Genomic DNA, 21,194 nt, shown 5'->3' on the forward strand with positions numbered 1-21,194 from the left:
CCGCACATGACCTTCCCCGACATCTCCGCCGACATCGCCGCCGCCATGCCGCAATTGCGCGGGCGCCTCGCGGCGAATGAGCCGCTCGCGCCTTACACCTGGTTTCGCGTCGGCGGTCCGGCGCAAATCCTGTTCATGCCGGCCGACGAAGCCGACCTCGCCTATTTCCTCGCGCGATTGCCGCAAGAGATTCCGGTCACGGTCGTCGGGCTTGGCTCCAATCTCATCGTGCGCGACGGCGGCGTCGAAGGCGTGGTCATACGGCTTTCGGCCAAGGGCTTTGGCGAGATCGTCGTCGAAGACGGGTGCAGGCTGCGCGTCGGCGCCGCGGTCCCCGACGTGAAGGCGGCGCGCGCCGCAGCGGAAGCGGGCGTTGACGGCCTCGCCTTCTATCGCGGCATTCCCGGCGCGATCGGCGGCGCGCTGCGCATGAACGCCGGCGCGCATGGCGGCGAAACAAAGGACGCGCTGATTGAAGCGCGCGGCGTCGACCGCGCCGGCGACGTCCGCGTCTTTGGCGTCGCCGACATGGGCTACGCCTATCGCCATTGTTCCGCCCCCGACGACCTGATCTTCACGCAGGCGCTCTACCAGGGACGGCCCGGTGATCCGGCGACGATCATCGCCGAGATGGAGCGCATCACCGCGGCGCGAGAGGCCTCGCAGCCGATCAAGGAAAAGACCGGCGGCTCGACCTTCAAAAATCCTGACGGCGAAAAGGCGTGGCGGTTGATTGACGCCGCCGGCTGTCGCGGACTCGTCGTCGGCGATGCGCAGGTCAGCGAGATGCACTGCAATTTTCTCATCAACCGCGGGCGCGCGAGCGCCGCCGACATCGAGGCGCTTGGCGAGGAAGTGCGCCGGCGCGTGCGCGAGACGAGCGGCGTCGAGCTGCATTGGGAGATCAAGCGCATAGGCGTTGCTTGAAATGTATGACGTGATGAGATTGCGTCGTCGCTGCTGAAATCTTAGCGTGGACGCTTGAGGAGATTCCGTCGTGCCGCCTCGTAAAGAATCGCACCGATTCTCACGCTACTGAAACGGCGGCCATGTCGAAAGGCGGCGACGAGCAAGGACCGAAGAAGAGTCCTTCGGTCGAAGATCGAGTTCTGCCAGCGTCAGGCGCGTTAAGCGACTCGCTCTGTCCTTTCGCCACATTCACCGAATGGGCTTCGGAAGCCGACGAAGCCGCCTATTCGGATCTTTAGTTGGCATTTTTCAAGTCGAGAGCACATGACCAAGCACGTCGCCGTTCTGATGGGCGGACTCTCCGCCGAACGCGAAATTTCCCTGCGCTCGGGCGAAGCCTGCGCGAAAGCCCTCGAAGAGCAGGGATTTCAAGTGTCCCGCGTCGACGCGGGGCATGACGTCGCGAATGTTCTTGCGGCGCTAAAACCCGATGTCGCCTTCAACGCGCTCCATGGCAGGTTTGGCGAGGATGGCTGCATTCAGGGCGCGCTGGAGCTTCTGCGTATCCCCTATACGCACTCAGGCGTGCTCGCCTCTTCGGTGGCGATGAAAAAGGATATCGCGAAGACGGTGATGGCGGCCGCCGGCGTTCCGACGCCAAAAGGGCGCGTTCTGCACAGGCTGGACGCCGCCAAGGCGCACGCGCTGCCCCTTCCTTATGTCCTGAAGCCCGTCTCCGAAGGCTCCTCCTTCGGCGTCTTCATCGTCAGCGAGGGCCAAGAGCATCCCCCGCAGGAATTATGGCGTGAGGATTGGACTCATGGCGACATGATGCTCGCGGAGCAGTTCATCGCCGGGCGCGAACTCACATGCGCCGTCATGAACGACAAGGCTCTTGACGTGATCGAAATTCTCGCTGCTGACGGCGGCTGGTACGATTATCACGCCAAATACGCCAAGGGCGGCTCGAAACACGTCCTTCCGGCAAATCTTAAACCGAATATTTACCAAGAGGTCCAACATTTGGCCCTTGAGGCTCACCGAGCTCTCGGCTGTCGCGGCGTAAGTCGCGCGGACTTCCGATACGACGACCGCCCCGGCGGTACGGGCGAGCTCGTCGTATTGGAGGTGAACACGCAGCCGGGAATGACGGAGACCTCGCTCGTGCCAGAAATGGCGGCATACGCAGGTTTTTCATTCGGCGAGTTGGTCAGATGGATGGTGGAAGACGCATCCTGCGATCGTTGAGAGAGTCATTTACGGCTCGGCACTCGCTCGTCCCCATCGTTCCCGGAGACGTCCCATACGCCTTGGCGGCGGCTGCCGTTGCGTCCATCCCGCCGGCAGCCGTTCCCGCCGCCGCTGCTGCGGTCGCTCCGCGCGCCTCGGCGCGAAGAACCCGCGGTGAACGTCACCTTGCGCGCCTCGCTTTGCTGGGCCGTCCTGGCGTCGGCGCTCTGGCGACGCTTGCGCTCTTCGCCGCGATCGGCGCGGCAGGATTCGTCGAGAACGGCGGCTACGCCGCTCTCGTCGCAAGCGAGGGCGAGCTCTACGACATAGCGGGACGCGTCGCCGGGTTTCCGATTTCCGCCGTCACCATCACCGGTCAATCGCGTCTGACCGAACGCGAACTCCTCGACGCCGCAGGCGTCGGGCCGCGAAACTCCTTGCCCTTTCTCGATGCGACGGCGGTGCGCGACCGGCTGATGCAGGTCCCCCTCGTCAAATCCGCACGGGTGATGAAGCTCTACCCCGATCGCCTGGTCATCGCGATCGAAGAGCGGCAGCCAAGCGCCTTGTGGCAGCGCGACGGACGCATCGCCGTCATTTCTGAAGACGGGGTGCCGATCGATGAATTGCGCGACCAGCGTTATCTCGGTCTGCCGTTCGTCGTCGGCGAGGGCGCGCAGAAGCGGCTGCTCGAATTTCTCATGCTGATGACGAAGGCCGGCGACCTTGCGCATCGGATCAAGGCCGGCGTGCTCGTCGCGGGACGCCGCTGGAACTTCGAGATGACGAACGGCGTGACGGTGAAGCTGCCGGAGATCGGTCCGGCTGAAGCGCTGGAGACGCTCGCGCGGCTGCAGCGAGAGGCGCGGATCCTCGACAAGGACGTCATGTTCATCGACTTGCGCATTCCCGACCGCGTCAGCGTAAGGCTGACGGAAGAGGCCGCTGCGGCGCGCGAAGCGCAGCTTGCGCCGCGCAAGTCGACCAAGAGTGGTGGTTAGCTGCATGAATTCCCCTGGTGTCCCACCACGCATGAAGCCGCTCTCGCCGCGTCGCTCGGCGACGTTCGCGGCGCTTGACGTCGGCACGTCGAAGATCGCCTGCCTGATCGCGCGGCTCACGCCGCTTGGCGCGGTCGCGCCCGGCGATTGGCGCACGCATCGCGTTCGCGTCGTTGGCATTGGCCATCAGCGCTCTCTGGGCGTCAAGAACGGCCTCGTGGTCGACATGGACGCCGCCGACGCCGCGATCCGGCAAACCGTCGACGCCGCCGAGCGCATGGCCGGCATGCAGGTGGAGCGCGTCATTGTCACGGCGTCGGGCGGCCGACTGTCGTCGCAGCATTTTCAGGCGAAACGCGTCATTGGCGGCCGCGAGGTCGGCGAACACGATATTCATCGGGTTCTCGAAGCTTCGGCCGCGCATCATCTCAATCGCGGCCGCATCGCCGTGCACTCGTTGCCGACGGGCTTTTCGCTCGACGGCGTGTCCGGCATCCGAGAGCCCAAGGACATGATCGGCGAAGAGCTCGCGGTCGATCTCCACGTCGCGACCTGCGATCAGGCGGCCGCCCGCAATCTTCTCGTCGCCGTCGAGCGCAGCCATCTCAGCGTCGAAGCCATGGCCGCCGCGCCTTATGTCGCCGGGCTCTCGACGCTCGAACCCGACGAGGCCGAGATGGGCGTCGTGGTCGTCGACATGGGCGCTGGATCAACGTCCGTGGCCGTCTTCGCCCGGGGCGAGATGATTCACCTTGACGCCGTCATGCTTGGCGGCGGCCACGTCACGATGGATATCGCGCGCGGACTCGACGCGCGGCTCTCCGACGCGGAGCGGCTGAAGACCTTTCACGGCTCGGCGATCGCGTCGACATCGGACGAGCGCGAAACCATTTCCTTCGATCACGTCGGCGAGAGCGATCACAAGGCGCATGCGCCTAAATCGCATCTCGTGCGCATCATCCGCCCGCGAATCGAGGAAACGCTGGAGTTCCTGCGCGATCGCTTGGCCAAGGCCGGCCATCCGAGCGGTCCTGGCCGCCGCATCGTGCTGACGGGCGGCGCGAGCCAGCTCACAGGCGTCGCCGAGGCGGCGCGCCGCATTCTCGGCGGCCAGGTTCGGGTCGGACGGCCGATCGGCGTCGAAGGCTTGCCGGATTCCTCGAAGAGCCCCGCCTTCGCGGCCGCGGCCGGGCTGCTCGTCTATCCGCAAGTCGCCGCGCATGAATATTTCGAGCCGCGCCGGATCGAGCGCGCGGCGACGGGAACTGACGGATACATCTCGCGCGTAGGGAGATGGTTAAGAGAAAGCTTCTAGTATCGCGTGAAGTGATTCTTTCGACCCGGCGCGCCATTCGACGCGCCGAGCATGATTGCCAAGGACGACGCGTTCGGCGACCGGGCGTCCAGGGGCGAAGGACAACGGGCGCCGAGTTGTGAACGCATTGGTGAGAGGCCTGGCAGATGACGATCAACCTTAAAGCTCCCGAACTCAGGGAATTGAAGCCCCGCATCATGGTTTGCGGCATCGGCGGCGGCGGCTGCAACGCCGTCAACAATATGATCACCTCTGGTCTGTCGGGCGTCGATTTCCTTGTCGCCAATACAGACGCGCAGGCGCTCGCGTCGTCGCAGGCCGAGCGAATCATTCAAATGGGCCTGCAGGTGACGGAAGGACTGGGCGCCGGCGCTCAGCCAGAAGTCGGCCGCGCCGCCGCGGAAGAAGCGCGCGAAGAAATTCGCGAGCATCTCTCCGGCGCGCATATGTGCTTCGTCACCGCCGGGATGGGCGGCGGCACCGGCACGGGCGCCGCGCCGGTGATCGCGCAGATCGCGCGCGAAATGGGCATTCTCACCGTCGGCGTCGTCACCAAGCCGTTCCATTTCGAAGGTCAGCGTCGCCTGCGCATCGCCGAATCGGGCATCTCCGAACTGCAAAAATGCGTCGATACGCTGATCGTCATCCCGAATCAGAATCTCTTCCGCATCGCCACGGAGAAGACGACCTTCGCCGACGCCTTCGCCATGGCCGATCAGGTTCTCTATTCGGGAGTCGCCTCGGTCACGGATTTGATGGTCAAGGAAGGCCTCATCAATCTCGATTTTGCTGACGTCCGCTCGATCATGCGCGGCATGGGCAAGGCGATGATGGGCACCGGCGAAGCCACGGGCGAAAATCGCGCCAATCTTGCCGCGGAAGCCGCGATTGCGAATCCGCTGCTTGACGAAGTTTCGATGAAGGGGGCGCGCGGCCTGCTGATCTCGATCACCGGCGGCCACGATCTGACCCTCTATGAAGTCGACGAGGCGGCAAGCCGCATTCGCCAGGAGGTCGACGAGGACGCAAACATCATTCTGGGCGCGACATTCGATTCGTCGCTTGAAGGCGTGGTGCGCGTCTCGGTCGTCGCGACGGGCATCGACCTGACCGCGATCACGGCCGATGATCCGACGAGCGAATCGCGCCTCGCCGAGGCCGCCGAGCGCCTGCGCGCCCAATTGCAGCAGGCGCGCGCGCAGCAGGCGCCTGCCGTCGAGGCCGCGCCGGTCCTGCGTCATCGCGAAGAGCCGCAGGCCGCCGCCGGCTATTATTCGGAGCAGGCGCCGGCGCATGGCGTCTACCTCGAGCCGGCGCCGCCGCGTCTCGCCTATGGCGAGCCGAGGTACGAAGCCGAGCGCCACGAAGCGCCGGCGGGCGCCTATGTGCCCCCGGCTCCGGAGCAGCCGCGCGCGCCGCGCATGCCTCAGATCGAGGATTTTCCCCAGCCCATCCAGGAACAGCTGCGTCAGCAGATGGGCGCTGGCGATCCTCGTCGCAAATCGATTTTCGAGCGGCTCGCCTCCTTCGGAGCGAGCCGTCAGGAAGATTCGATGCATGGCGCGCCCGCGGCGCCGACCCCGCGCCCGCAACTGGCTCCCCCAGGCCAGCCTTCGGCGACGCACGCCGAATATGGCAAGCGGCCGGCCGCGCAGGCGCCGGTTGCTCCCGGCGGACATGCCGCGCTCGATTCGCACGGTCGTCGCGCTCTGCAGCCGCGCCCGTCCGAGGAGGATCATCTGGAGATCCCGGCCTTCCTGCGCCGCCAGGCCAACCACTGAGACGCTCGACAATCGGCAAAAGGCCCGCCTCGCGCGGGCCTTTTCATTTTGGCCGTCGGGTTCTGTAACAAATCGTAAGAAAGCGTGACTGGAGCGTCGGCGCCCGGATTTGCTATCGTTCGTCCGGGCTTTAGGGGAGGGTTGCGCCATTCGTTCGGATTCACGCCGACATGCGTTGCGCGCGCGCCGCGCCGCGCTTCTCGGAAGCGCGGCCGCGCCAGCGGTTCAGCAGACACTCGCACGAAGCTTCACATTAACCGGCCAGGGCGTGCACGGCGGCCGTCCCGCCAGCATGACGCTCGCGCCTGCCGGCGCTGACGTGGGGATCGTTTTCAGCGTCGCCGGAGCCGAGATCGACGCGCATTGGTCGCGCGTCGACGCATCGAAATTGCGCACACGGCTCGCCGGCGACGGCGCCAGCGTGTCGACGGTCGAGCATGTGATGGCCGCGCTTGCCGCGCTTCGCGTCGACAATGCGCTGGTTGTGCTCGACGGCGACGAGGTTCCCGCGATGGACGGCTCGGCCCGCGACTTCGTCTCGGCGATCGACGAAGCCGGCGTCGTCGCTCTATCCGCGCCGCGCCGCGCGCTGCGCGTCGTAAAGCCGGCGCGCGTATCCGACGGGGCCGGCTGGGCGGAGCTGCGGCCAGCGGAAGCCGGCCTTCATCTGGATGTGGAAATCGCCTTCCCCTGTCCGATCGGACGCCAACGCTTGGCGCTTGATCTGACGCCCGAGACGTTTCGGCGCGAATTGGCCGGCGCTCGCAGTTTCGGATTCATGCGCGATGCGGAGCGGCTCTGGCGTGAAGGTCTGGCGCTTGGCGCCAATCTCGACAATACGCTGGTCTTTGACGCGCGCGGCGCGATCAATCCGCACGGGGAGCGATTCGCCGACGAATGTGTGCGTCACAAGATGCTCGACGTCGTCGGCGATCTGGCGCTGGCCGGGGCGCCGATCATAGGCGCCTTCCGCTCTTATCGCGGCGGCCATAGCCTTAATCTCGCGCTGCTCGAAGCTGCGGCGCGCGCGGGCGCCCTGGCGCTCGAACTCGACGCGCATAACGAAGGCGTGAGTGAGACGGGCCGAAGCCTATCGCCATAATCTCGCCAGATGAAGGTTCTTCTTTCAGCCGACCGCAAAGGCGGGATCGGTGCGCCGCCGCGCCGTTAGGGGCAGGGCAGAGGCGTCCTGCGACGGCGATTTGGCTGATAGAGCTTAGAGGGGGCCGGGACGCGCGAGCGTCGCGCAGCGCCGCAATGGGGCAACACATGTCGGTTTTCGCTCGTTCCTTCAAAGTGTTGGCTTTGGCGTCGGCCTTGTCGATCGGCGCGGCGCCGGCGCGCGCCGACCTCATGGACTCGATCACCAGCGGTTTCGGTCTCTTCGGCGGCGGCGGGACGAAATATCAGACGGAGATCACGCCCGACATTCCGGCCGAGGATCTCTATAACGCCGGTCTGGCGCGGCTGAAGGCCAAGGACTACGAGGGAGCGGCCAAGAAATTTGGCGAATTGGAAAAGCAATATCCGTCATCGGACTGGGCCCGCAAAGGCCTGCTGATGACGACCTTCGCGCAGTACGAGCACCCAAAATATGACGACGCCGTGCAGTCGGCGATGCGTTATATCGGCCTTTATCCGAATTCCGCCGATACGCCCTATGTCTACTATATCGCGGGCATGTCCTTCTATAGTCAGGTGCCGGACGTCATGCGCGATCAGCAGTCGGCTGAGAAGGCGCTGGAGGTTTTCACGCAGCTTGTACAGAAATTCCCGAAATCGGAATATGTGAACGACGCCAAATACAAAATGCAGGTGACGCGAGACCAGCTCGCCGCCAAGGAGATGAACGTCGGACGCTTCTATCTTCTTCGCAAGAACTACCCCGCCGCGATCAACCGGTTCCACGACGTTCTCGGCAAATATCAGATGACGCGCCATACCGAAGAGGCGCTCTATCGCCTCACCGAAGCCTATCTCGCAATGGGCGTCACCAATGAAGCGCAGACCGCCGCCGCCATCCTTGGGCATAATTACCCGGATTCGCAGTGGTATAAGGACGCTCACGCGCTGCTGAAAACGGACGGTCTCGAGCCGCACGAATACACAGATTCCTGGCTGTCGAAGATCGGCAAGACGCTGCACGCGATCTAGCCGTCTTCCGAAAGCCGCGCCTGCATGAATGCGCCGGCATGTGTGAGCGCGCGCCGGCCGTCCTCAAGCCTTGCATTCCACAAGTGCCACGCATGGATCATGCGCGGCCAAATCTCCAGCGTGACCGAGACGTCGGCGGCGCCGGCCGCCGCGGCGAGTCGCGTCGAATCGGCGAGCAGCGTTTCGTGTGAACCCACCTGGATCATCAGCGGCGGCAAGCCGCTCAGCTCGCCAAAAAGCGGCGAGACGCGCGGGTCACGGCGATCGACTCCGGCCGGGACATAGGCCTGCGCGAGTTCCTCGAGATAGGCCTTATGCAGCAGCGGATCGACGTCGTCTTTCGTCGCCAGCGTTTCGCCGGAGAGGGTGAGATCGGTCCAAGGCGAGACGAGCCAGGCGCAGGCGGGAAGCGCTTCCTTGAGGTCGCGCAGCCGCATCAGCAAGGCAAGCGTCAGGCCGGCGCCGGCGCTGTCGCCGCCGACCGCGATCCGGCGCGCGGCAAACCCCTGCTCCAGAAGAAATCGCCAAGCCGCGAGCGCATCGTCATAGGCGGCGGGAAACGGATGCTCGGGCGCGAGTCTGAATGCGACGTCGAGCGCGCGGGCGCGCGTGGCGCGTCCGGCTTCAGTGGCCATGCGGCGGTGGCTGACGATCGAACCGGAGCAGTAGCCGCCGCCATGGAAGAACAGCAGCGCGCGCGACGGGTCGCTCGTCGGCGCGCAAGACCATTCGGCGGCCATGCCGTCGATCGACGCGCGCTCCAATGAGATATCCGGCGCGATCGGCCAAACGGCGCCGACTTCCTCGATGCGCGCGCGCCGCGCCGGCCAGCCGATGGGTCGCGGTTTTGCGCTCAGCAGCGCGCGAATGTCGTCGATGCCGAGATCAGCCATAAAATCTCCGTTTGGAAAAGGGCGCTGGCGACTATAATCGAGGGCCGTCCGCGCGTCGCCGACGCGCGGCTTCCGGCGCATGTGCGCGCCCAGGGCATTTGAGCAAAGCCTCATGCTGGTCCGTCTTTCCATTCGCGACATCGTGCTGATCGACGCGCTCGACCTGGAATTCGCGTCGGGCCTGACGACGCTGACGGGAGAGACCGGGGCGGGAAAATCGATTCTGCTCGACGCCTTCGTGCTGGCGCTCGGGGGTCGGGGCGACGCGTCGCTCGTGCGCGCCGGCTGCGAACAGGGACAGGTGACGGCGGCGTTCGATACGCCGGCGAATCATCCCGCGCATCTTGCGGCGCGCGAATTCGGCCTCGCGAGCGAGGACGAACTGGTGTTGCGCCGCGTGCAGGCGGCCGACGGCCGCACCCGCGCCTTCGTGAACGACCAGCCGGCGACGGCGCAGGCGCTGCGCGCGATTGGGCGCGAACTCGTCGAGATTCATTGTCAGCATGACGAACGCGCGCTCGTCGATCCGAATGCGCATCGCGCGCTCGTCGACGCGCATGGCGGCCTTATCGCGCAGGCGAATGACCTACGCGCGCGCTATGGCGCGTGGCAGGCGGCGCGCCGCGCGCTCGCTGAAGAAGACGCGCGCATCGCCAAGGCGCGCGCCGATGCAGAATATCTACGCCATGCGCACGCCGAGCTTGCGGCGCTGGCGCCGCAAGAGGGCGAGGAAGAGACGCTCGCCGAACGGCGGCTCTTCATGCAGCGCGCCGAAAAGGTCGCGTCGGATATTTCCGACGCGCTCTCGGCTTTTTCAAATGACGGATCGCCGGCGCGGGAAATCGCTCAGGCGGCGCGGCGATTGGAGCGGCGTCTGACGCAGGCGCCGCAACTGCTGGACGCGCCTGCGCGCGCCTTGACGCAGGCTGTCGACGCCTTGGGTCTCGCCGAGGAAGCGCTTGAACGGGCGCTCACTGAGACGAAATTCGATCCGGCGGAATTGGAGCGGGTCGAGGAGCGGCTGTTCGCGCTGCGCGGCGCCGCGCGCAAGCATCAGGTCGCGGTCGCCGACCTTGCGAAGCTCGAAGAAAAATTCGCCAATGACATCGCCGCGCTCGACGCCTCCGAAGCGCGGCTGGTCGCGCTGGGGCGCGCGCTTGCGGACGCCAAGCACTCTTATGACGAGACGGCCTTGGCCCTGTCCGCGGCGCGCTGCGCAGCGGCGAAGACACTCGATGCGCTGGTTGACGCCGAATTAAAGCCGCTGCGGTTGGAGGGCGCGCATTTTTCGACGCAGGTGACGAGCGACCCGGAGTCCGCCGGGCCGGAAGGAATCGACCGGGTCGAATTCTGGGTGCAGACCAATCCGGGCTCGCGTCCCGGTCCGCTGACGAAAGTCGCGTCGGGCGGCGAACTCGCGCGCTTCATGCTGGCGCTGAAGGTCGTGCTCGCCGATCGCGGCTCGGCCCCGACGCTGGTTTTCGACGAAATCGACACGGGGGTCGGCGGCGCGGTCGCCGACGCCATCGGTCAGCGGCTGGGGCGCCTCGCCAAACGCGCGCAGGTTCTGGCCGTCACCCATGCGCCGCAGGTCGCCGCGCGCGCCGGCCAGCATCTGCGGATCAGCAAGGGCGCGCCGGCGAAGGCGGGCAAAGAGAAGCGCGTCGCGACCAGCGTCGCCGTGCTGGCCGAAGGCGAGCGCCGCGAGGAAATCGCCCGCATGCTGTCGGGCGCCGCGATCACCGAAGAAGCCCGCGCCGCCGCCGCGCGGCTGCTGGAAGGGGCGGGGTAGGGTAGGGAACGCCTGTCGGCGGGTCCGCCTCTTTCTCGCTCTTCGATCCTCAGTCACGCATAGTCGGGCAATGCAAAATCATCGCTGAGGCTCTTGCCCAACATGAGATTGGCGGCGCCGGGCAAAGCCATCAATTTGGTCGCCTGATTGCGGAGCCATATCCCAAACTCCGTCTGCGGCACGAAGGTGGAGGCAAAATTCGCGGCGGTATGCTGCTTGCCCTCGATGAAAGGCCGCAGCCGGGCCTCATAGGAAGCGAAGGCCTTTGCGTAATCGCCTGACGCGCGAGAAATCTCTCCCGCCAGCACATAGGCCTCGGTCATCGCGAGCCCGGCCCCTTCGCCAGCGAGAAAAGACACCGCCATGCCTGCATCGCCTAAGAGCGCGATCCGCCCGCGACTCCAGAAGGGCATGCGAATCTGGCTGACGCGGTCGAAGTAAAGATCTTCGGCGCTTTCCATCGCCGCCAAGATGCGGCCTGATTCCCATCCCGCGTCGTCGAATATCCTTTTCAGCAGGGCGCGGGTTTCGGCTGGACCGATCGGATCGGCGCCGTTCACGAGTTCGCTTCTGAAGACGAGCAGGAAAAGCGTTCGGCCGTCGCGGAGCGCGAAGCGCGCGATCTGACGCGACGTTGCGGCATGGATGACATAGGCGTTCTCGTCGCGCGTCTCATAGCCGGCGGTCTCGAACACCGCGAACCGATAGCCAAGGTCCTTTTCGAAGCGATCCTCGGTCCCGAAGATCAGTTCGCGCACGCGCGAGTGCAGCCCGTCAGCGCCAATGACGATATCGACGTTGCGGATCGCGCCGCTTTGCAGCGCGATCCGCACGCCGTCGTCATGTTCATGGATCGCCGAAATCTGGTCGTCGAAGATCGCTTCGACACGGCCGTCGATCGAGCGATAGATTTCCGCCGCTAGATCGCCGCGCGCGACGCTCGTCATTCGTCCCCCGATCAAATCGCGGAGCGCGTCGACAGCGAAGCCGCCGACCTTGCGCCCGTCGTCGGCGAGGAAACGAATCTCCTCAACCTGATAGCCGGCTTGGCGCACAGCGGGGAGAACGCCCATTCGTTCGGCGACCTCGTAACCGACCCCCCAGAAGTCCATGAGGTAACCGCCCGTCCTGAGCGCCGGGGCGCGCTCGATGATGAGCGGCTCATGCCCGGCGCGCAGCAGCCAATAGGCCAGCGCCGCCCCGGCGATCCCCGCGCCACTGATGGCAATCTTCATCGCGACTTCCTTTCGTTTCGGGGCGCCTGCCCGGCGCCCAGTGACGATCAACCAAGACTTTAGTACGTACCAGTGGTACACAATATGGTTTGTACTGCAAGGATGGGCTATGGTCAATGCTATGAGTCGCCGCCTGGACAAGCTTGACGCCGAACGCCAGAAGCGCCTGTTCGAGAGCGCCGCGGAGGAGTTCGCCGCGCATGGCTTCGACGGCGCTTCGCTCAATCGCATTCTCGAAAAATCGGGCATGAGCAAAAGCTCGCTCTATTACTATTTCGACGATAAGGCCGATCTCTTCACGACGATGATCGAGCGATCGCTGACCGTCCTCTTCAAGGAGATCGGCGGGTTTGATCCGACAGCGCTCGAGGCGAAGACGTTCTGGGACGCCTTCGAGGAGCTCTATCGACGCGCCATCGCGGTCGTCGACAGGAACGCCTGGCTCGTGCAATTCGGCGGCATGTTCTATCGCCTGCGCAGCGATCCAAGGCAGGGATCGGCGACCGGGCGGCTCTTTCGAGCGGTGAGAGAGTGGGTCACGCTCATCATCGCGCGCGGCCAGGCGCTTGGCGTCGTGCGGACCGATCTGCCGCAATCATTGCTGATCGATTCGACGATGTCGCTGCTCGAGTCGCTCGACCGCTGGGTCGTCGCCCACTGGAGCCAACTCGAAAGCGCGGAAAAAGACGTCATGCCGCAAAAGCACATCGCGCTGTTCCGCAGCCTCATCTCCGCGCAATCGACAGGCGACGCGCGCTGATTTCGCCGCTAACGGCCGTAGCGTCGGGCGGCGAACTCGCGCGCTTCATGCTGGCGCTGAAGGTCGTGCTCGCCGATCGCGGCTCGGGCCCGACGCTCGTTTTCGACGAAATCGACACGGGCGTTGGCGGCGCCGTGGCCGACGCCATCGGTCAGCGGCTGGCGCGTCTCGCCGCGCGCGCGCAGGTGCTGGCCGTCACCCATGCGCCGCAGGTCGCCGCGCGCGCCGGGCAGCATCTACGCATCAGCAAGGGCGCGCCGGCGAAGACCGGCAAGGACAAGCGGGTCGCGACCAGCGTCGCGGTGCTGGCGGAGGGCGAGCGGCGCGAGGAGATCGCCCGCATGCTCTCGGGCGCCGCCATCACCGAGGAGGCCCGCGCCGCCGCGGCGCGGCTGCTTGAAGGGGCGGGGTAGGGCCGCGTTGGGTGGCGTTTCCGTTTGCGTTCCGCCTTTGGCGGGAAGCGGAACGTTTGGCTGAGCGGGCGGGATGCCGCTTCGCGCCAGAAGTGGACTTCAACCAAAGTTCCATAATGACCGTATGTGACTGGCGGGGCTCGTCTTCGCTCCGCAAACACGTGTCGCTCACAAGCGACACGTGTTATATTGGATAGGCTCGTAGACCCGGAAACCTCTCCACCATGCGTCCCCGGCCCGGGATTTTGCAAGGTGGCTGTTGTCCGTCGTACGGGTCTCGGCAATGGGTGAGGCCCTTTGCCGGAGCCTTCAACCAGAAGGCTTTACCTCCCGGTCGATTCGCTTTCTTCTTCTTTCGGCGTTGGAGTTGGCACGACAAAGAAGCCAGGGGGCTGCGTTGCACTCCCCGGCGGCGGAGTGGGTGCGGGCGGCGCAAAGGTGCGGTCGCCAATTTCTAGAGCGCGCGCGACGAGCGCGTTGAACTTGTCCTCACGCAGTCCGACGTTCTTTTCCTCGTGATGCCTCTTAATCACGAGGTAGGGATTCAGCAGAAGAGCGTAGCTTGCCGGTCCATTTGGACCGCTCTTGATGTCGATGAATCCCAGTTCGGCCAGGACGTCGAGCTTTTGCCGCCACGTTCGTTCCGCGCGCTGAGTCGTAAATCCGGAGTGGAACGCCATCTCGCGCGGCCTCGCCAATGTGACGAAGCCCTCGTCGTAGGCCCGTGTCCACAGATCCAAATACGTCATTGAAGCCGGTCGGCCGTTCGAGAGGTCGTCGATGATCGACAGCACGAGCGGCATGGTGCTTGGAATCGTCGAGAAGCCGTCGTGGGTATGCCGGCTCCAAAGGTCGCCTGGTTGCAGGCCCGGCCACAGGCGGGCACGCAGCTCAAGCTGACGCTGCTGAATTTTCTTGGGAGGGCGGAACGACGTTACCCTTGCCATGACGGCGACAAACCTCACAATATGAACCACGACTTCGCGCACCTATAACAATGATCCAAAATCATGCCGGGCGCAACCGAGGACTATGAAAGTATCACGGTGACCATTTTTATCAATGATTTAGGAGGGAAAATTTCGCCCATCCGTTTGTCTCATTTCCGCTCAAGGCCACTCGCGAACTTCAGCCTGGACGCGAATTTGCCATACGAATCGGCGCAACGGCATTTTGAAAACAACAATAAATCAACGAATTAACTGTGCATAGCTATGCTCGTGATGATTGGGATGCTACGATACTCGCGTATGCTCGCCTTGCTCGGGGCTCGCGTTCGAAATTACAAAACTCCCTATGCCCTCTTCAATCGCGCGAAGCGGGCGTCCTACCGCCACCATGACGCTTGGCCCAGGCTGGCGGGAAATGAGGAATTGACATTGAGGACTTCAAAGTGTTGGAGCACTCTCTAGACTCCTTGCCGCGGCGGATTTTTCTGGATTCCTGCACGGCGACGCAGACGCTTGGGAATTATGGTGGCTACATCTTTGAGGGAGAGCAGATAAGCGACGCCGATCGTCGCTCCACGTTCCATTTCAAAAAAACCAGAGTTTCGGGGGCAATTAACGCGACAAACTTCAGGGGGCAGCCCAATAAAAGTGCGTCTACTTATTCGTGATGGGCGGGCCAATAGATAGGCGCAAAAATCGAGCGGTACCCTTTTGGGTCAAATCAAGCCGTTCATCATCCGCTCGGCGGCGCGACTGCTATGAGGTCGCAAGCCGAAATTCAAACCGATAACCCACCGCCTTTTGGAACGGGTGGGCTGACCTCACAGCGACTCCGGCCAGCGGCGCGCTCCATGATAGATGCGCAATATCTGAAGCGCGTTGTCCTTGACGCGATAAGGAACGATGTAGGGCGTCTTGTCGATGACGAATTCACGCGTTCCAGGCACGCGGCCGGGGCGGCCGATAGGCGGATTCTCAGCAAGAGTCGTCTCGACCATTTCAAGAAGATGAAGGGCGACACGTCGCGCAGCCGCGGGATTGTCCCGCGAAATGTAAGCGCGTAGGGCGGCGAGATCGTCGATCGCCTCGGGCGGCCAGATGATCTTCAAGGTCGACGCGTTTCGTCAGGCGTTTCCCAGCTCTCGATCCAATGACGCACGCTTTCATGTCCAACGCCGCCGCCGCGATCGAGAGAGCCCAGGGCTTGGCGAATTCCAGCGACTTGCCATTCGTTGGCGTCGAGATATTCGGCGATGGCCTCGGCTGTGAGAAAGGAACGGCTGCGTCCCGTGCTCCCCGCGAGGCTGGCGAGCCGCTTCTTGATCTCTGGACCGACCCTCACGGTGAAGGTCTCGGATGTTTCGCGCTTTGTGCGCTTGATCTTTGCGGTCGGTAATTGCATGTACACAGCATACACACCTCCTGTCGGCGACAATTGTCGTTCAGCAACGGCCGGGAGGAGGCGCGTCGCCTTTCGTTGCCTCCTGTCCCGCGCTGGCCTAAGAGAGTGCGCCATGCAGAATGCGCCTTTGCTCATGCCCGCCGCGGACACGCTTGCCGAATTGCGCGATGAGATCGACCGGATCGATCGCGACATGCATCGGCTGCTCATGGAGCGCGGCGAGATCATCGACCGGCTGATCGCCGTGAAGCGCGCGCAGGGCGTCGGCTGCGCCTTTCGACCCGATCGCGAGGCGCAGATGATGCGCGCGCTGGTCGAGCGTCACCAGGGTCTCCTGCCGCTCGACGCCGTCGAAGGCGTTTGGCGCGTCATCGTCTCGACCTTCACCTATGTGCAGGCGAATTATTCGGTGCATGCCGACGATAGCGGCGGCGACGCGCAGATGCGCGATTCGGCGCGCTTCCACTTCGGGTTCACCGTTCCCTATGTCGCGCATCACGGCGCCGGCGCGGTGATCGACGCGGTCGCCGCGTCGACCGGCGATCTGGGGATCTTGCGTGCGACCGGCGGCCTGTCGGATGGCGCCTGGTGGATGCGCCTCGTTGGCGAAGGCGCCCCCAAGATCATCGCGCGCCTGCCTTTCGTCGAGCGGCCCAATCATCCTGCCGGTCTGCCGATGTTCGTCGTCGCGCGGCTTCCTGCCGACGCAATGGCGCATGGCGTGACGCTTTACGCCGTCGGCCTCGCGCGCTGGACGCATGCGCTGCCCGCCGCCTTCCAGACGCTCAAAGGCGAAATCCTCGCGAGCGCCCCCCATCCCGAAGGCTTGGCGCTGCTTGTCGCCGCCGCTGGCGACGCTGACGCCCCGTCCTTCGCCAAAGCGTTGGCCGAAGCGGGGGTGGAGGGCGCGCGCGTCGACGTGATCGGCAGCCATGCGATGCGCTTCCAGCTTAACGATGCGCGCAGCGGCGTCTTCGCGCCAGGCGATTGATCATGACGAAGCCCACCCCACGTTCAACCGTTCTCGCGATCGACGCTTACGTGCCCGGCAGGAGCGCCGCGCCGGGCGCTGCGCGCGTGTTCAAATTGTCGGCCAATGAGACGCCGCTCGGGCCATCTCCGCGCGCCGTAGAGGCCCTGCGCGGCATGGCGGACCATATCGCGCTCTATCCCGAAGGCTCGTCGCGCGCCCTGCGCGAGGCGATCGGCGCGCGTTACGCGCTGGACCCAGACCGGATCATCGCCGGCGCCGGCTCGGATAATCTTCTGGAGCTGCTTGCGCTCGCTTACATTGGGCCCGGAGACGAGGCCGTCTACAGCCAGCATGGGTTCCTTGAATACAAGATCGTCACTCTGGCTGCGGGGGGAACGCCGGTTGTCGCTCCCGAGACGAACTACACAGCAGAAGTTGACGCGCTGCTTGCTTGTGTGAGCGAGAGAACAAAGATCGTTTTTCTCGCCAATCCAAATAATCCGACGGGAACGTTTTTGCCGGCGAGCGAAGTGTCGCGGCTGGCGCATTCGCTGCCTGCGCATGTGCTGCTCGTGCTCGACGCCGCCTATGCCGAATATGTCCTGCGCGAGGATTATGAAGCTGGCGTCGCGTTGGTCGATGCGCATGAAAATGTCGTGATGACTCGCACCTTCTCGAAAATCTACGGCCTTGCGGGCCTGCGCGTCGGCTGGGCCTACGGACCCGCGCATGTGATCGACGCGCTGAACCGTATCCGCTCGCCCTTCAATGTCTCGAGCGCGGGTTCAGCAGCGGCGATCGCCGCGCTGTCGGATCGCGCGCATCTCGACGCGGCGATCGCGCATAATGACCGCTGGCTGCCGTGGCTCTCGCGGGAAATTTCCGCGCTCGGCCTCGGCGTTCTGCCGAGCGTCGCCAATTTCGTCGCCATACGTTTTCCCGACGCGCCGGGATTGACGGCCGTCGACGCCGACCGCTTCCTCATGTCGCGCGGCCTGGTGCTGCGCGCCATCGGCGCTTATGGCATGGGGGAGTTCCTGCGGCTCACGGTCGGCGCGCAGGAGGCGAATGAACGCGTCGTCGAAGCGCTTGCTGAATTCATGCGGAGCGCCCGGGCGCCGCAAGACGCGCAAGCAGGCGTTCATGGCTGATCCTGTATGTGAACGCCTGGCGTTGATCGGCGTCGGGCTCATCGGCTCGTCGATCGCGCGCGCGGCGCGCGAGTTTGGCGCGGCCCGGCGCATCGCGGTGATGGATTCATCGCCGCAGGTCGTCGGCCGCGCTGGCGAACTCTGCCTCGCGGACGTCGCGACCCAGGATCATGCGGAGGCGGTTAGGGGAGCCGATCTCGTCATCGTGTGCACGCCTGTCGGCGCTTGCGGCGACGTCGCACAAAGCCTCGCGCCGCATCTGGACAAGGGCGCCGTTCTTTCCGACGTCGGCTCGGTGAAAGGCGCCGTCGTCGCGCAGATGACGCCGCATCTTGCCGAACCGGCGCGCTTCATTCCCGCCCATCCGATCGCCGGCACCGAATTCTCCGGGCCCGACGCAGGATTCGCCACGCTGTTTCAAAACCGCTGGTGCATTCTCACGCCGCCAGAGAACGCCGACGCCGCAGCCGTGGAAAAGCTGACGAAATTCTGGATGCGTTTGGGGGCCAACGTCGAGACGATGAGCGTCGCGCATCATGACGCCGTGCTCGCGCTCACCAGCCACCTGCCGCATCTGATCGCCTATAATATCGTCGGCACGGCGGATGATTTCGGCGATGAGACGCGTTCCGAAGTCATCAAATTCTCTGCGTCCGGCTTTCGCGATTTTACGCGCATCGCCGCGTCGGATCCCATCATGTGGCGCGACATCTTCCTCGCCAATAAGGACGCCGTCCTGCAGATGCTCGGACGCTTCAATGAGGATCTCAGCGCGCTGCAGCGGATGATCAGGCGCAATGACGGGCAGGGACTGCTGGAATTCTTCTCGCGCACCCGCGACATCCGCCGCTCGATCGTCGAGCAAGGTCAGGACACCGCTGCGCCCGACTTCGGAAGGCGAGCGGAAGAGCGGTGAAGACCGTCTCTCCACGGCCGCGGTCTTCACGGGAATCACATATGATCGAATCGAATCTCGACGCGCTGCGCGCCGCTTTCGAAAACGCCGTTCCCGGCTATGACGCGCTGCGACGCCAACTCATTCCGCATATCGACGCATTCTACGGAACCGCGCTCGACCTTCTCGAAGAGGTCGTGGGCGAGAAAGAATTTCGATGCGTCGACCTTGGCGTCGGCACCGGTCTTTTGTCGGAAATGATTCTCAACCGGTTTCCCGGCGCGCAGGTCGAAGGCGTCGATCTCGCGCCGAAGATGCTCGATGCGGCGCGCGAACGGCTCGCGATTTACGGCGCGCGCCTGCGCCTGTCGCTCGCGGATTATGCAACCGCGCCGCTTCCTGGGCCGCTCGACGCCGTCGTCTCGGCGCTCTCCATTCACCATCTCGAAGATGAGGCGAAGCGCCGCCTCTTCCAGCGGATTCACGATGCGCTGCGTCCTGGCGGCGTCTTCATCAACGCCGACCAGTCGCTCGGCGCGACGCGCGAGATCGAGGACGCCTATCAGCGCCGCTGGGAAGCGGATGTCCGAGCTTCCGGAATCGCCGCCGATGATTTCGCGGCGGCAAAAAAGCGCGCGGAACTCGATCGCAGCGCGACCTTCGCAGATCAGATCGCCTGGCTTGAAGACGCTGGGTTCCGCTCTGCCGACATCGGCTGGAAGCGCCATCGCTTCACGGTGTTTTACGCGCGCCGCTAGAGTCGTTTTGCGGCGCGTGGCCGATGCGCAAGGCATCGCCGGCGTTGCGCGAGATGACCTGCTGCACGGCGCCGGACAGCGCCGCGAGCAGCCAGGGCAGCTGAACGTCAATGCGCAGCAAATCTTTTAGCACCGTGATCTGCGCCGATGCCGCCTGGCCGAGCGCCCTCACGTGAACCGTCGCCACGTCCCCCGCCCAAGTGACTTCGGAATGCGCGACCTTGTCCACATACTCGCGCTGCATCTTGGTCAGCTGCTCGGAAACTCGGGCTTTCGCCGCTTCGACGCCCAGATTATGCGGCACTGTGACGGTGATGGCGTTCGACATAGGCTTCCTCCACTTGCCCCAATGTAGGCGTCTCAGCGCCGGTTTAAATGGCGCGGCCAAAGCCGGTGGATGATCGCTCGACAGTCGGTTCCGCCGGGTCGAGATTGCGCCTTTCACATCAAGTTCCGCGTCGATCGACGATCGATTGCGCCGATATTTGAAGGTGCAAGGGTCGAAAATCATAGAATTCCTTGCGCTGAAACGTTAAGGTGCCGTTCATCTTTCATGATGAACGCGACGCGCCGGCGTGGCACGCCGCAGCGATGCAGCGTTGTCGCTTCGCATGGACAACATAGGGAGGCTTGGAATCGTGATCGATGACTATGGCGAGATCAACACAGCCAAGGCGAATTTCGACGAAATCTATGTAATGGATGACCCAAGGTCGTACTATTCTGTCCTGGGTGGTTTGGATTACATGATTCCCGACGTCGCTGAGCCCGTCATCCGGCAGGTGCTTGCGGCAAAGGCTTCCGGCGGAAATAAGCCAGTCGTCCTCGACGTCGGTTGCTCTTACGGGATCAATGCCGCAGTGCATCGGTTTCCGCTCGCCTTCGATACGCTGAGGCGCCGATACGCCCGGCGCGAATTGGTGGAATTATCCTCGGAAGATCTGTTGCGGCTCGACGCCAATTATTTCGCGGCGTGGCCGGATCGCGGACTTGCGAGCTTTATCGGTCTTGATATCTCGGAGCCTGCGATCCGTTACGCCAAGAGCGTTGGTCTGATCGCGGACGGCGTGGTCGCAGACCTTGAAGAAAATGAGTTGACGCCGGACGCTGCGCGCATCGTCTCCCGCGCGGACGTCATCCTCTCGACGGGCTGCATCGGTTACCTGGGCGAGACGACTTTTCGCAAGTTGCTGGCGCGGATGAATCGTCAGCCATGGGTGATCTCCTTCGTGCTGCGCATGTTTCCCTTCGATGGCGTTGCGCAGGCGCTCAGCGACGTTGGCTACGTCACGGAGCATTTGGACGGCGCCACCTTCATCCAGCGGCGCTTCCGCAACGGCGATGAATTCGAGCACACGTTGCAGACTCTCGCGGCCCTCGGAAAAGACACGCATGGCCTCGAGGCGGAGGGCCTCTATCACGCCGACCTCTACATTTCCCGTCCCGCCGAGGAGGCGGCGCAACTGCCGCTCTGCGACTTCGTCACGATCGCGAGCGGCCGCTATCGGTCGTTCGGACCGCGCTATGTCCATGTCGAGACCGAAGAGGGCAAGCTCGTCACGCTCGAGCCTTGAGCGCGCGA

Annotated in this window: 20 protein-coding genes and 1 pseudogene; 15 read left to right on the forward strand and 6 right to left on the reverse strand. The window is 64.2% G+C overall.

From position 1 onward, the window contains the following. Nucleotides 1-6 precede the first annotated feature (6 nt). The 7 genes from murB (at nt 7) to ACR65T_RS10750 (ending at nt 8,390) form a co-directional block, all read left to right on the forward strand. A complete protein-coding gene (gene murB / locus ACR65T_RS10720; RefSeq protein ID WP_434496468.1) occupies nt 7-927 on the forward strand; it encodes a UDP-N-acetylmuramate dehydrogenase in 921 nt (306 codons plus the stop codon). A 306-nt stretch (nt 928-1,233) separates the two neighbouring features. After that, on the forward strand, nt 1,234-2,157 hold the full coding sequence (locus ACR65T_RS10725) for a D-alanine--D-alanine ligase (protein ID WP_434496469.1): 924 nt from the start codon (nt 1,234-1,236) through the stop codon (nt 2,155-2,157). 182 nt (nt 2,158-2,339) lie between these two features. Beyond that, nucleotides 2,340-3,140, forward strand: coding sequence for a cell division protein FtsQ/DivIB (locus ACR65T_RS10730; protein WP_434496470.1), 801 nt, complete (start codon nt 2,340-2,342; stop codon nt 3,138-3,140). A gap of 4 nt (nt 3,141-3,144) precedes the next feature. Continuing rightward, nucleotides 3,145-4,455 carry a cell division protein FtsA gene (ftsA, locus tag ACR65T_RS10735; RefSeq protein WP_434496471.1) on the forward strand — a complete coding sequence of 437 codons (1,311 nt, stop codon included), beginning with the start codon at nt 3,145-3,147 and terminating at the stop codon, nt 4,453-4,455. Nucleotides 4,456-4,601: 146 nt separating this feature from the next. Next, nucleotides 4,602-6,236 (forward strand): cell division protein FtsZ, encoded by a 1,635-nt coding sequence (gene ftsZ / locus ACR65T_RS10740; RefSeq protein ID WP_434496472.1) that lies wholly within the window; start codon nt 4,602-4,604, stop codon nt 6,234-6,236. Nucleotides 6,237-6,411: 175 nt separating this feature from the next. After that, complete coding sequence (lpxC, locus tag ACR65T_RS10745) at nt 6,412-7,338, forward strand: UDP-3-O-acyl-N-acetylglucosamine deacetylase (protein WP_434496473.1); 927 nt, start codon at nt 6,412-6,414, stop codon at nt 7,336-7,338. A gap of 167 nt (nt 7,339-7,505) precedes the next feature. Next, complete coding sequence (locus tag ACR65T_RS10750) at nt 7,506-8,390, forward strand: outer membrane protein assembly factor BamD (RefSeq protein ID WP_434496474.1); 885 nt, start codon at nt 7,506-7,508, stop codon at nt 8,388-8,390. On the opposite strand, the gene ACR65T_RS10755 is transcribed toward ACR65T_RS10750, so the two are convergent. Further along, on the reverse strand, nt 8,387-9,283 hold the full coding sequence (locus ACR65T_RS10755) for an alpha/beta hydrolase (RefSeq protein ID WP_434496475.1): 897 nt from the start codon (nt 9,281-9,283) through the stop codon (nt 8,387-8,389). The two genes, ACR65T_RS10750 and ACR65T_RS10755, sit on opposite strands and share 4 nt — an antisense overlap. A 112-nt stretch (nt 9,284-9,395) precedes the next feature. Here ACR65T_RS10755 and recN point away from each other — a divergent pair, with 112 nt between their 5' ends. Then, nucleotides 9,396-11,075 (forward strand): DNA repair protein RecN, encoded by a 1,680-nt coding sequence (gene recN, locus ACR65T_RS10760; RefSeq protein ID WP_434496476.1) that lies wholly within the window; start codon nt 9,396-9,398, stop codon nt 11,073-11,075. A 53-nt stretch (nt 11,076-11,128) separates the two neighbouring features. On the opposite strand, the gene ACR65T_RS10765 is transcribed toward recN, so the two are convergent. After that, nucleotides 11,129-12,310 (reverse strand): FAD-binding domain, encoded by a 1,182-nt coding sequence (locus tag ACR65T_RS10765; protein WP_434496477.1) that lies wholly within the window; start codon nt 12,308-12,310, stop codon nt 11,129-11,131. A gap of 109 nt (nt 12,311-12,419) precedes the next feature. Between ACR65T_RS10765 and ACR65T_RS10770 the strand changes: the two genes are divergently transcribed. Together ACR65T_RS10770 and ACR65T_RS10775 are read left to right on the forward strand one after the other, a co-directional pair. After that, entirely contained in the window at nt 12,420-13,070 is a 651-nt protein-coding gene (locus ACR65T_RS10770) for a TetR/AcrR family transcriptional regulator (protein ID WP_434496478.1), read from the forward strand. A gap of 5 nt (nt 13,071-13,075) precedes the next feature. After that, nucleotides 13,076-13,483 (forward strand): annotated as a pseudogene (locus ACR65T_RS10775) (DNA repair protein RecN); the annotation flags it as partial. Nucleotides 13,484-13,806: 323 nt separating this feature from the next. Here the strand turns inward: ACR65T_RS10775 and ACR65T_RS10780 are convergent. The 3 genes from ACR65T_RS10780 to ACR65T_RS10790 all read right to left on the reverse strand — a co-directional run bounded on the left by ACR65T_RS10780 (nt 13,807) and on the right by ACR65T_RS10790 (nt 15,835). Then, the gene (locus tag ACR65T_RS10780; protein WP_434496479.1) at nt 13,807-14,472 is read right to left on the reverse strand and encodes a hypothetical protein; all 666 of its coding nucleotides are present in this window, start codon (nt 14,470-14,472) and stop codon (nt 13,807-13,809) included. A gap of 782 nt (nt 14,473-15,254) precedes the next feature. Then, complete coding sequence (locus ACR65T_RS10785) at nt 15,255-15,542, reverse strand: type II toxin-antitoxin system RelE/ParE family toxin (protein WP_434496480.1); 288 nt, start codon at nt 15,540-15,542, stop codon at nt 15,255-15,257. Next, a complete protein-coding gene (locus ACR65T_RS10790; RefSeq protein ID WP_434496481.1) occupies nt 15,539-15,835 on the reverse strand; it encodes a CopG family ribbon-helix-helix protein in 297 nt (98 codons plus the stop codon). Before ACR65T_RS10790 ends, ACR65T_RS10785 begins: the two co-directional genes overlap by 4 nt. Nucleotides 15,836-15,947: 112 nt before the next feature. On the opposite strand from ACR65T_RS10790, the gene ACR65T_RS10795 reads away from it, so the two are divergent. From ACR65T_RS10795 to ACR65T_RS10810, 4 genes are read left to right on the forward strand one after another with little or no spacing between them, the layout of a single operon-like run. Then, nucleotides 15,948-16,826: a chorismate mutase gene (locus ACR65T_RS10795; protein ID WP_434496482.1), complete on the forward strand. Its 879-nt coding sequence runs from the start codon at nt 15,948-15,950 to the stop codon at nt 16,824-16,826. Nucleotides 16,827-16,828: 2 nt separating this feature from the next. Then, the gene (gene hisC / locus ACR65T_RS10800) at nt 16,829-17,959 is read left to right on the forward strand and encodes a histidinol-phosphate transaminase (protein WP_434496483.1); all 1,131 of its coding nucleotides are present in this window, start codon (nt 16,829-16,831) and stop codon (nt 17,957-17,959) included. After that, nucleotides 17,952-18,875, forward strand: coding sequence for a prephenate/arogenate dehydrogenase family protein (locus ACR65T_RS10805; RefSeq protein ID WP_434496484.1), 924 nt, complete (start codon nt 17,952-17,954; stop codon nt 18,873-18,875). The genes hisC and ACR65T_RS10805 overlap by 8 nt, the downstream gene beginning before the upstream one ends. A gap of 41 nt (nt 18,876-18,916) precedes the next feature. Then, on the forward strand, nt 18,917-19,612 hold the full coding sequence (locus ACR65T_RS10810) for a class I SAM-dependent methyltransferase (RefSeq protein ID WP_434496485.1): 696 nt from the start codon (nt 18,917-18,919) through the stop codon (nt 19,610-19,612). Here ACR65T_RS10810 and ACR65T_RS10815 read toward each other — a convergent pair. Further along, entirely contained in the window at nt 19,587-19,940 is a 354-nt protein-coding gene (locus tag ACR65T_RS10815; RefSeq protein WP_434496486.1) for a polyhydroxyalkanoic acid system family protein, read from the reverse strand. The two genes, ACR65T_RS10810 and ACR65T_RS10815, sit on opposite strands and share 26 nt — an antisense overlap. A gap of 283 nt (nt 19,941-20,223) precedes the next feature. Between ACR65T_RS10815 and ACR65T_RS10820 the strand changes: the two genes are divergently transcribed. After that, the gene (locus ACR65T_RS10820) at nt 20,224-21,186 is read left to right on the forward strand and encodes a class I SAM-dependent methyltransferase (RefSeq protein ID WP_434496697.1); all 963 of its coding nucleotides are present in this window, start codon (nt 20,224-20,226) and stop codon (nt 21,184-21,186) included. Nucleotides 21,187-21,194: the final 8 nt, after the last annotated feature.

Origin of the sequence: Methylocystis sp., from assembly GCF_051061285.1 — a bacterium.
Taxonomy (GTDB): domain Bacteria; phylum Pseudomonadota; class Alphaproteobacteria; order Rhizobiales; family Beijerinckiaceae; genus Methylocystis.

Excerpts from the sequence above, each read along its gene's own strand:
- murB (WP_434496468.1), top strand. The coding sequence starts at position 7 with ATGACCTTCCCCGACATCTCCGCCGACATCGCCGCCGCCATGCCGCAA.
- ACR65T_RS10725 (WP_434496469.1), top strand. The coding sequence starts at position 1,234 with ATGACCAAGCACGTCGCCGTTCTGATGGGCGGACTCTCCGCCGAACGC.
- ftsA (WP_434496471.1), top strand. The coding sequence starts at position 3,145 with ATGAATTCCCCTGGTGTCCCACCACGCATGAAGCCGCTCTCGCCGCGT.
- ftsZ (WP_434496472.1), top strand. The coding sequence starts at position 4,602 with ATGACGATCAACCTTAAAGCTCCCGAACTCAGGGAATTGAAGCCCCGC.
- ACR65T_RS10750 (WP_434496474.1), top strand. The coding sequence starts at position 7,506 with ATGTCGGTTTTCGCTCGTTCCTTCAAAGTGTTGGCTTTGGCGTCGGCC.
- ACR65T_RS10755 (WP_434496475.1), bottom strand. The coding sequence starts at position 9,283 with ATGGCTGATCTCGGCATCGACGACATTCGCGCGCTGCTGAGCGCAAAA.
- recN (WP_434496476.1), top strand. The coding sequence starts at position 9,396 with ATGCTGGTCCGTCTTTCCATTCGCGACATCGTGCTGATCGACGCGCTC.
- ACR65T_RS10765 (WP_434496477.1), bottom strand. The coding sequence starts at position 12,310 with ATGAAGATTGCCATCAGTGGCGCGGGGATCGCCGGGGCGGCGCTGGCC.
- ACR65T_RS10770 (WP_434496478.1), top strand. The coding sequence starts at position 12,420 with ATGGTCAATGCTATGAGTCGCCGCCTGGACAAGCTTGACGCCGAACGC.
- ACR65T_RS10790 (WP_434496481.1), bottom strand. The coding sequence starts at position 15,835 with ATGCAATTACCGACCGCAAAGATCAAGCGCACAAAGCGCGAAACATCC.
- ACR65T_RS10795 (WP_434496482.1), top strand. The coding sequence starts at position 15,948 with ATGCAGAATGCGCCTTTGCTCATGCCCGCCGCGGACACGCTTGCCGAA.
- hisC (WP_434496483.1), top strand. The coding sequence starts at position 16,829 with ATGACGAAGCCCACCCCACGTTCAACCGTTCTCGCGATCGACGCTTAC.
- ACR65T_RS10805 (WP_434496484.1), top strand. The coding sequence starts at position 17,952 with ATGGCTGATCCTGTATGTGAACGCCTGGCGTTGATCGGCGTCGGGCTC.
- ACR65T_RS10810 (WP_434496485.1), top strand. The coding sequence starts at position 18,917 with ATGATCGAATCGAATCTCGACGCGCTGCGCGCCGCTTTCGAAAACGCC.
- ACR65T_RS10815 (WP_434496486.1), bottom strand. The coding sequence starts at position 19,940 with ATGTCGAACGCCATCACCGTCACAGTGCCGCATAATCTGGGCGTCGAA.
- ACR65T_RS10820 (WP_434496697.1), top strand. The coding sequence starts at position 20,224 with ATGGACAACATAGGGAGGCTTGGAATCGTGATCGATGACTATGGCGAG.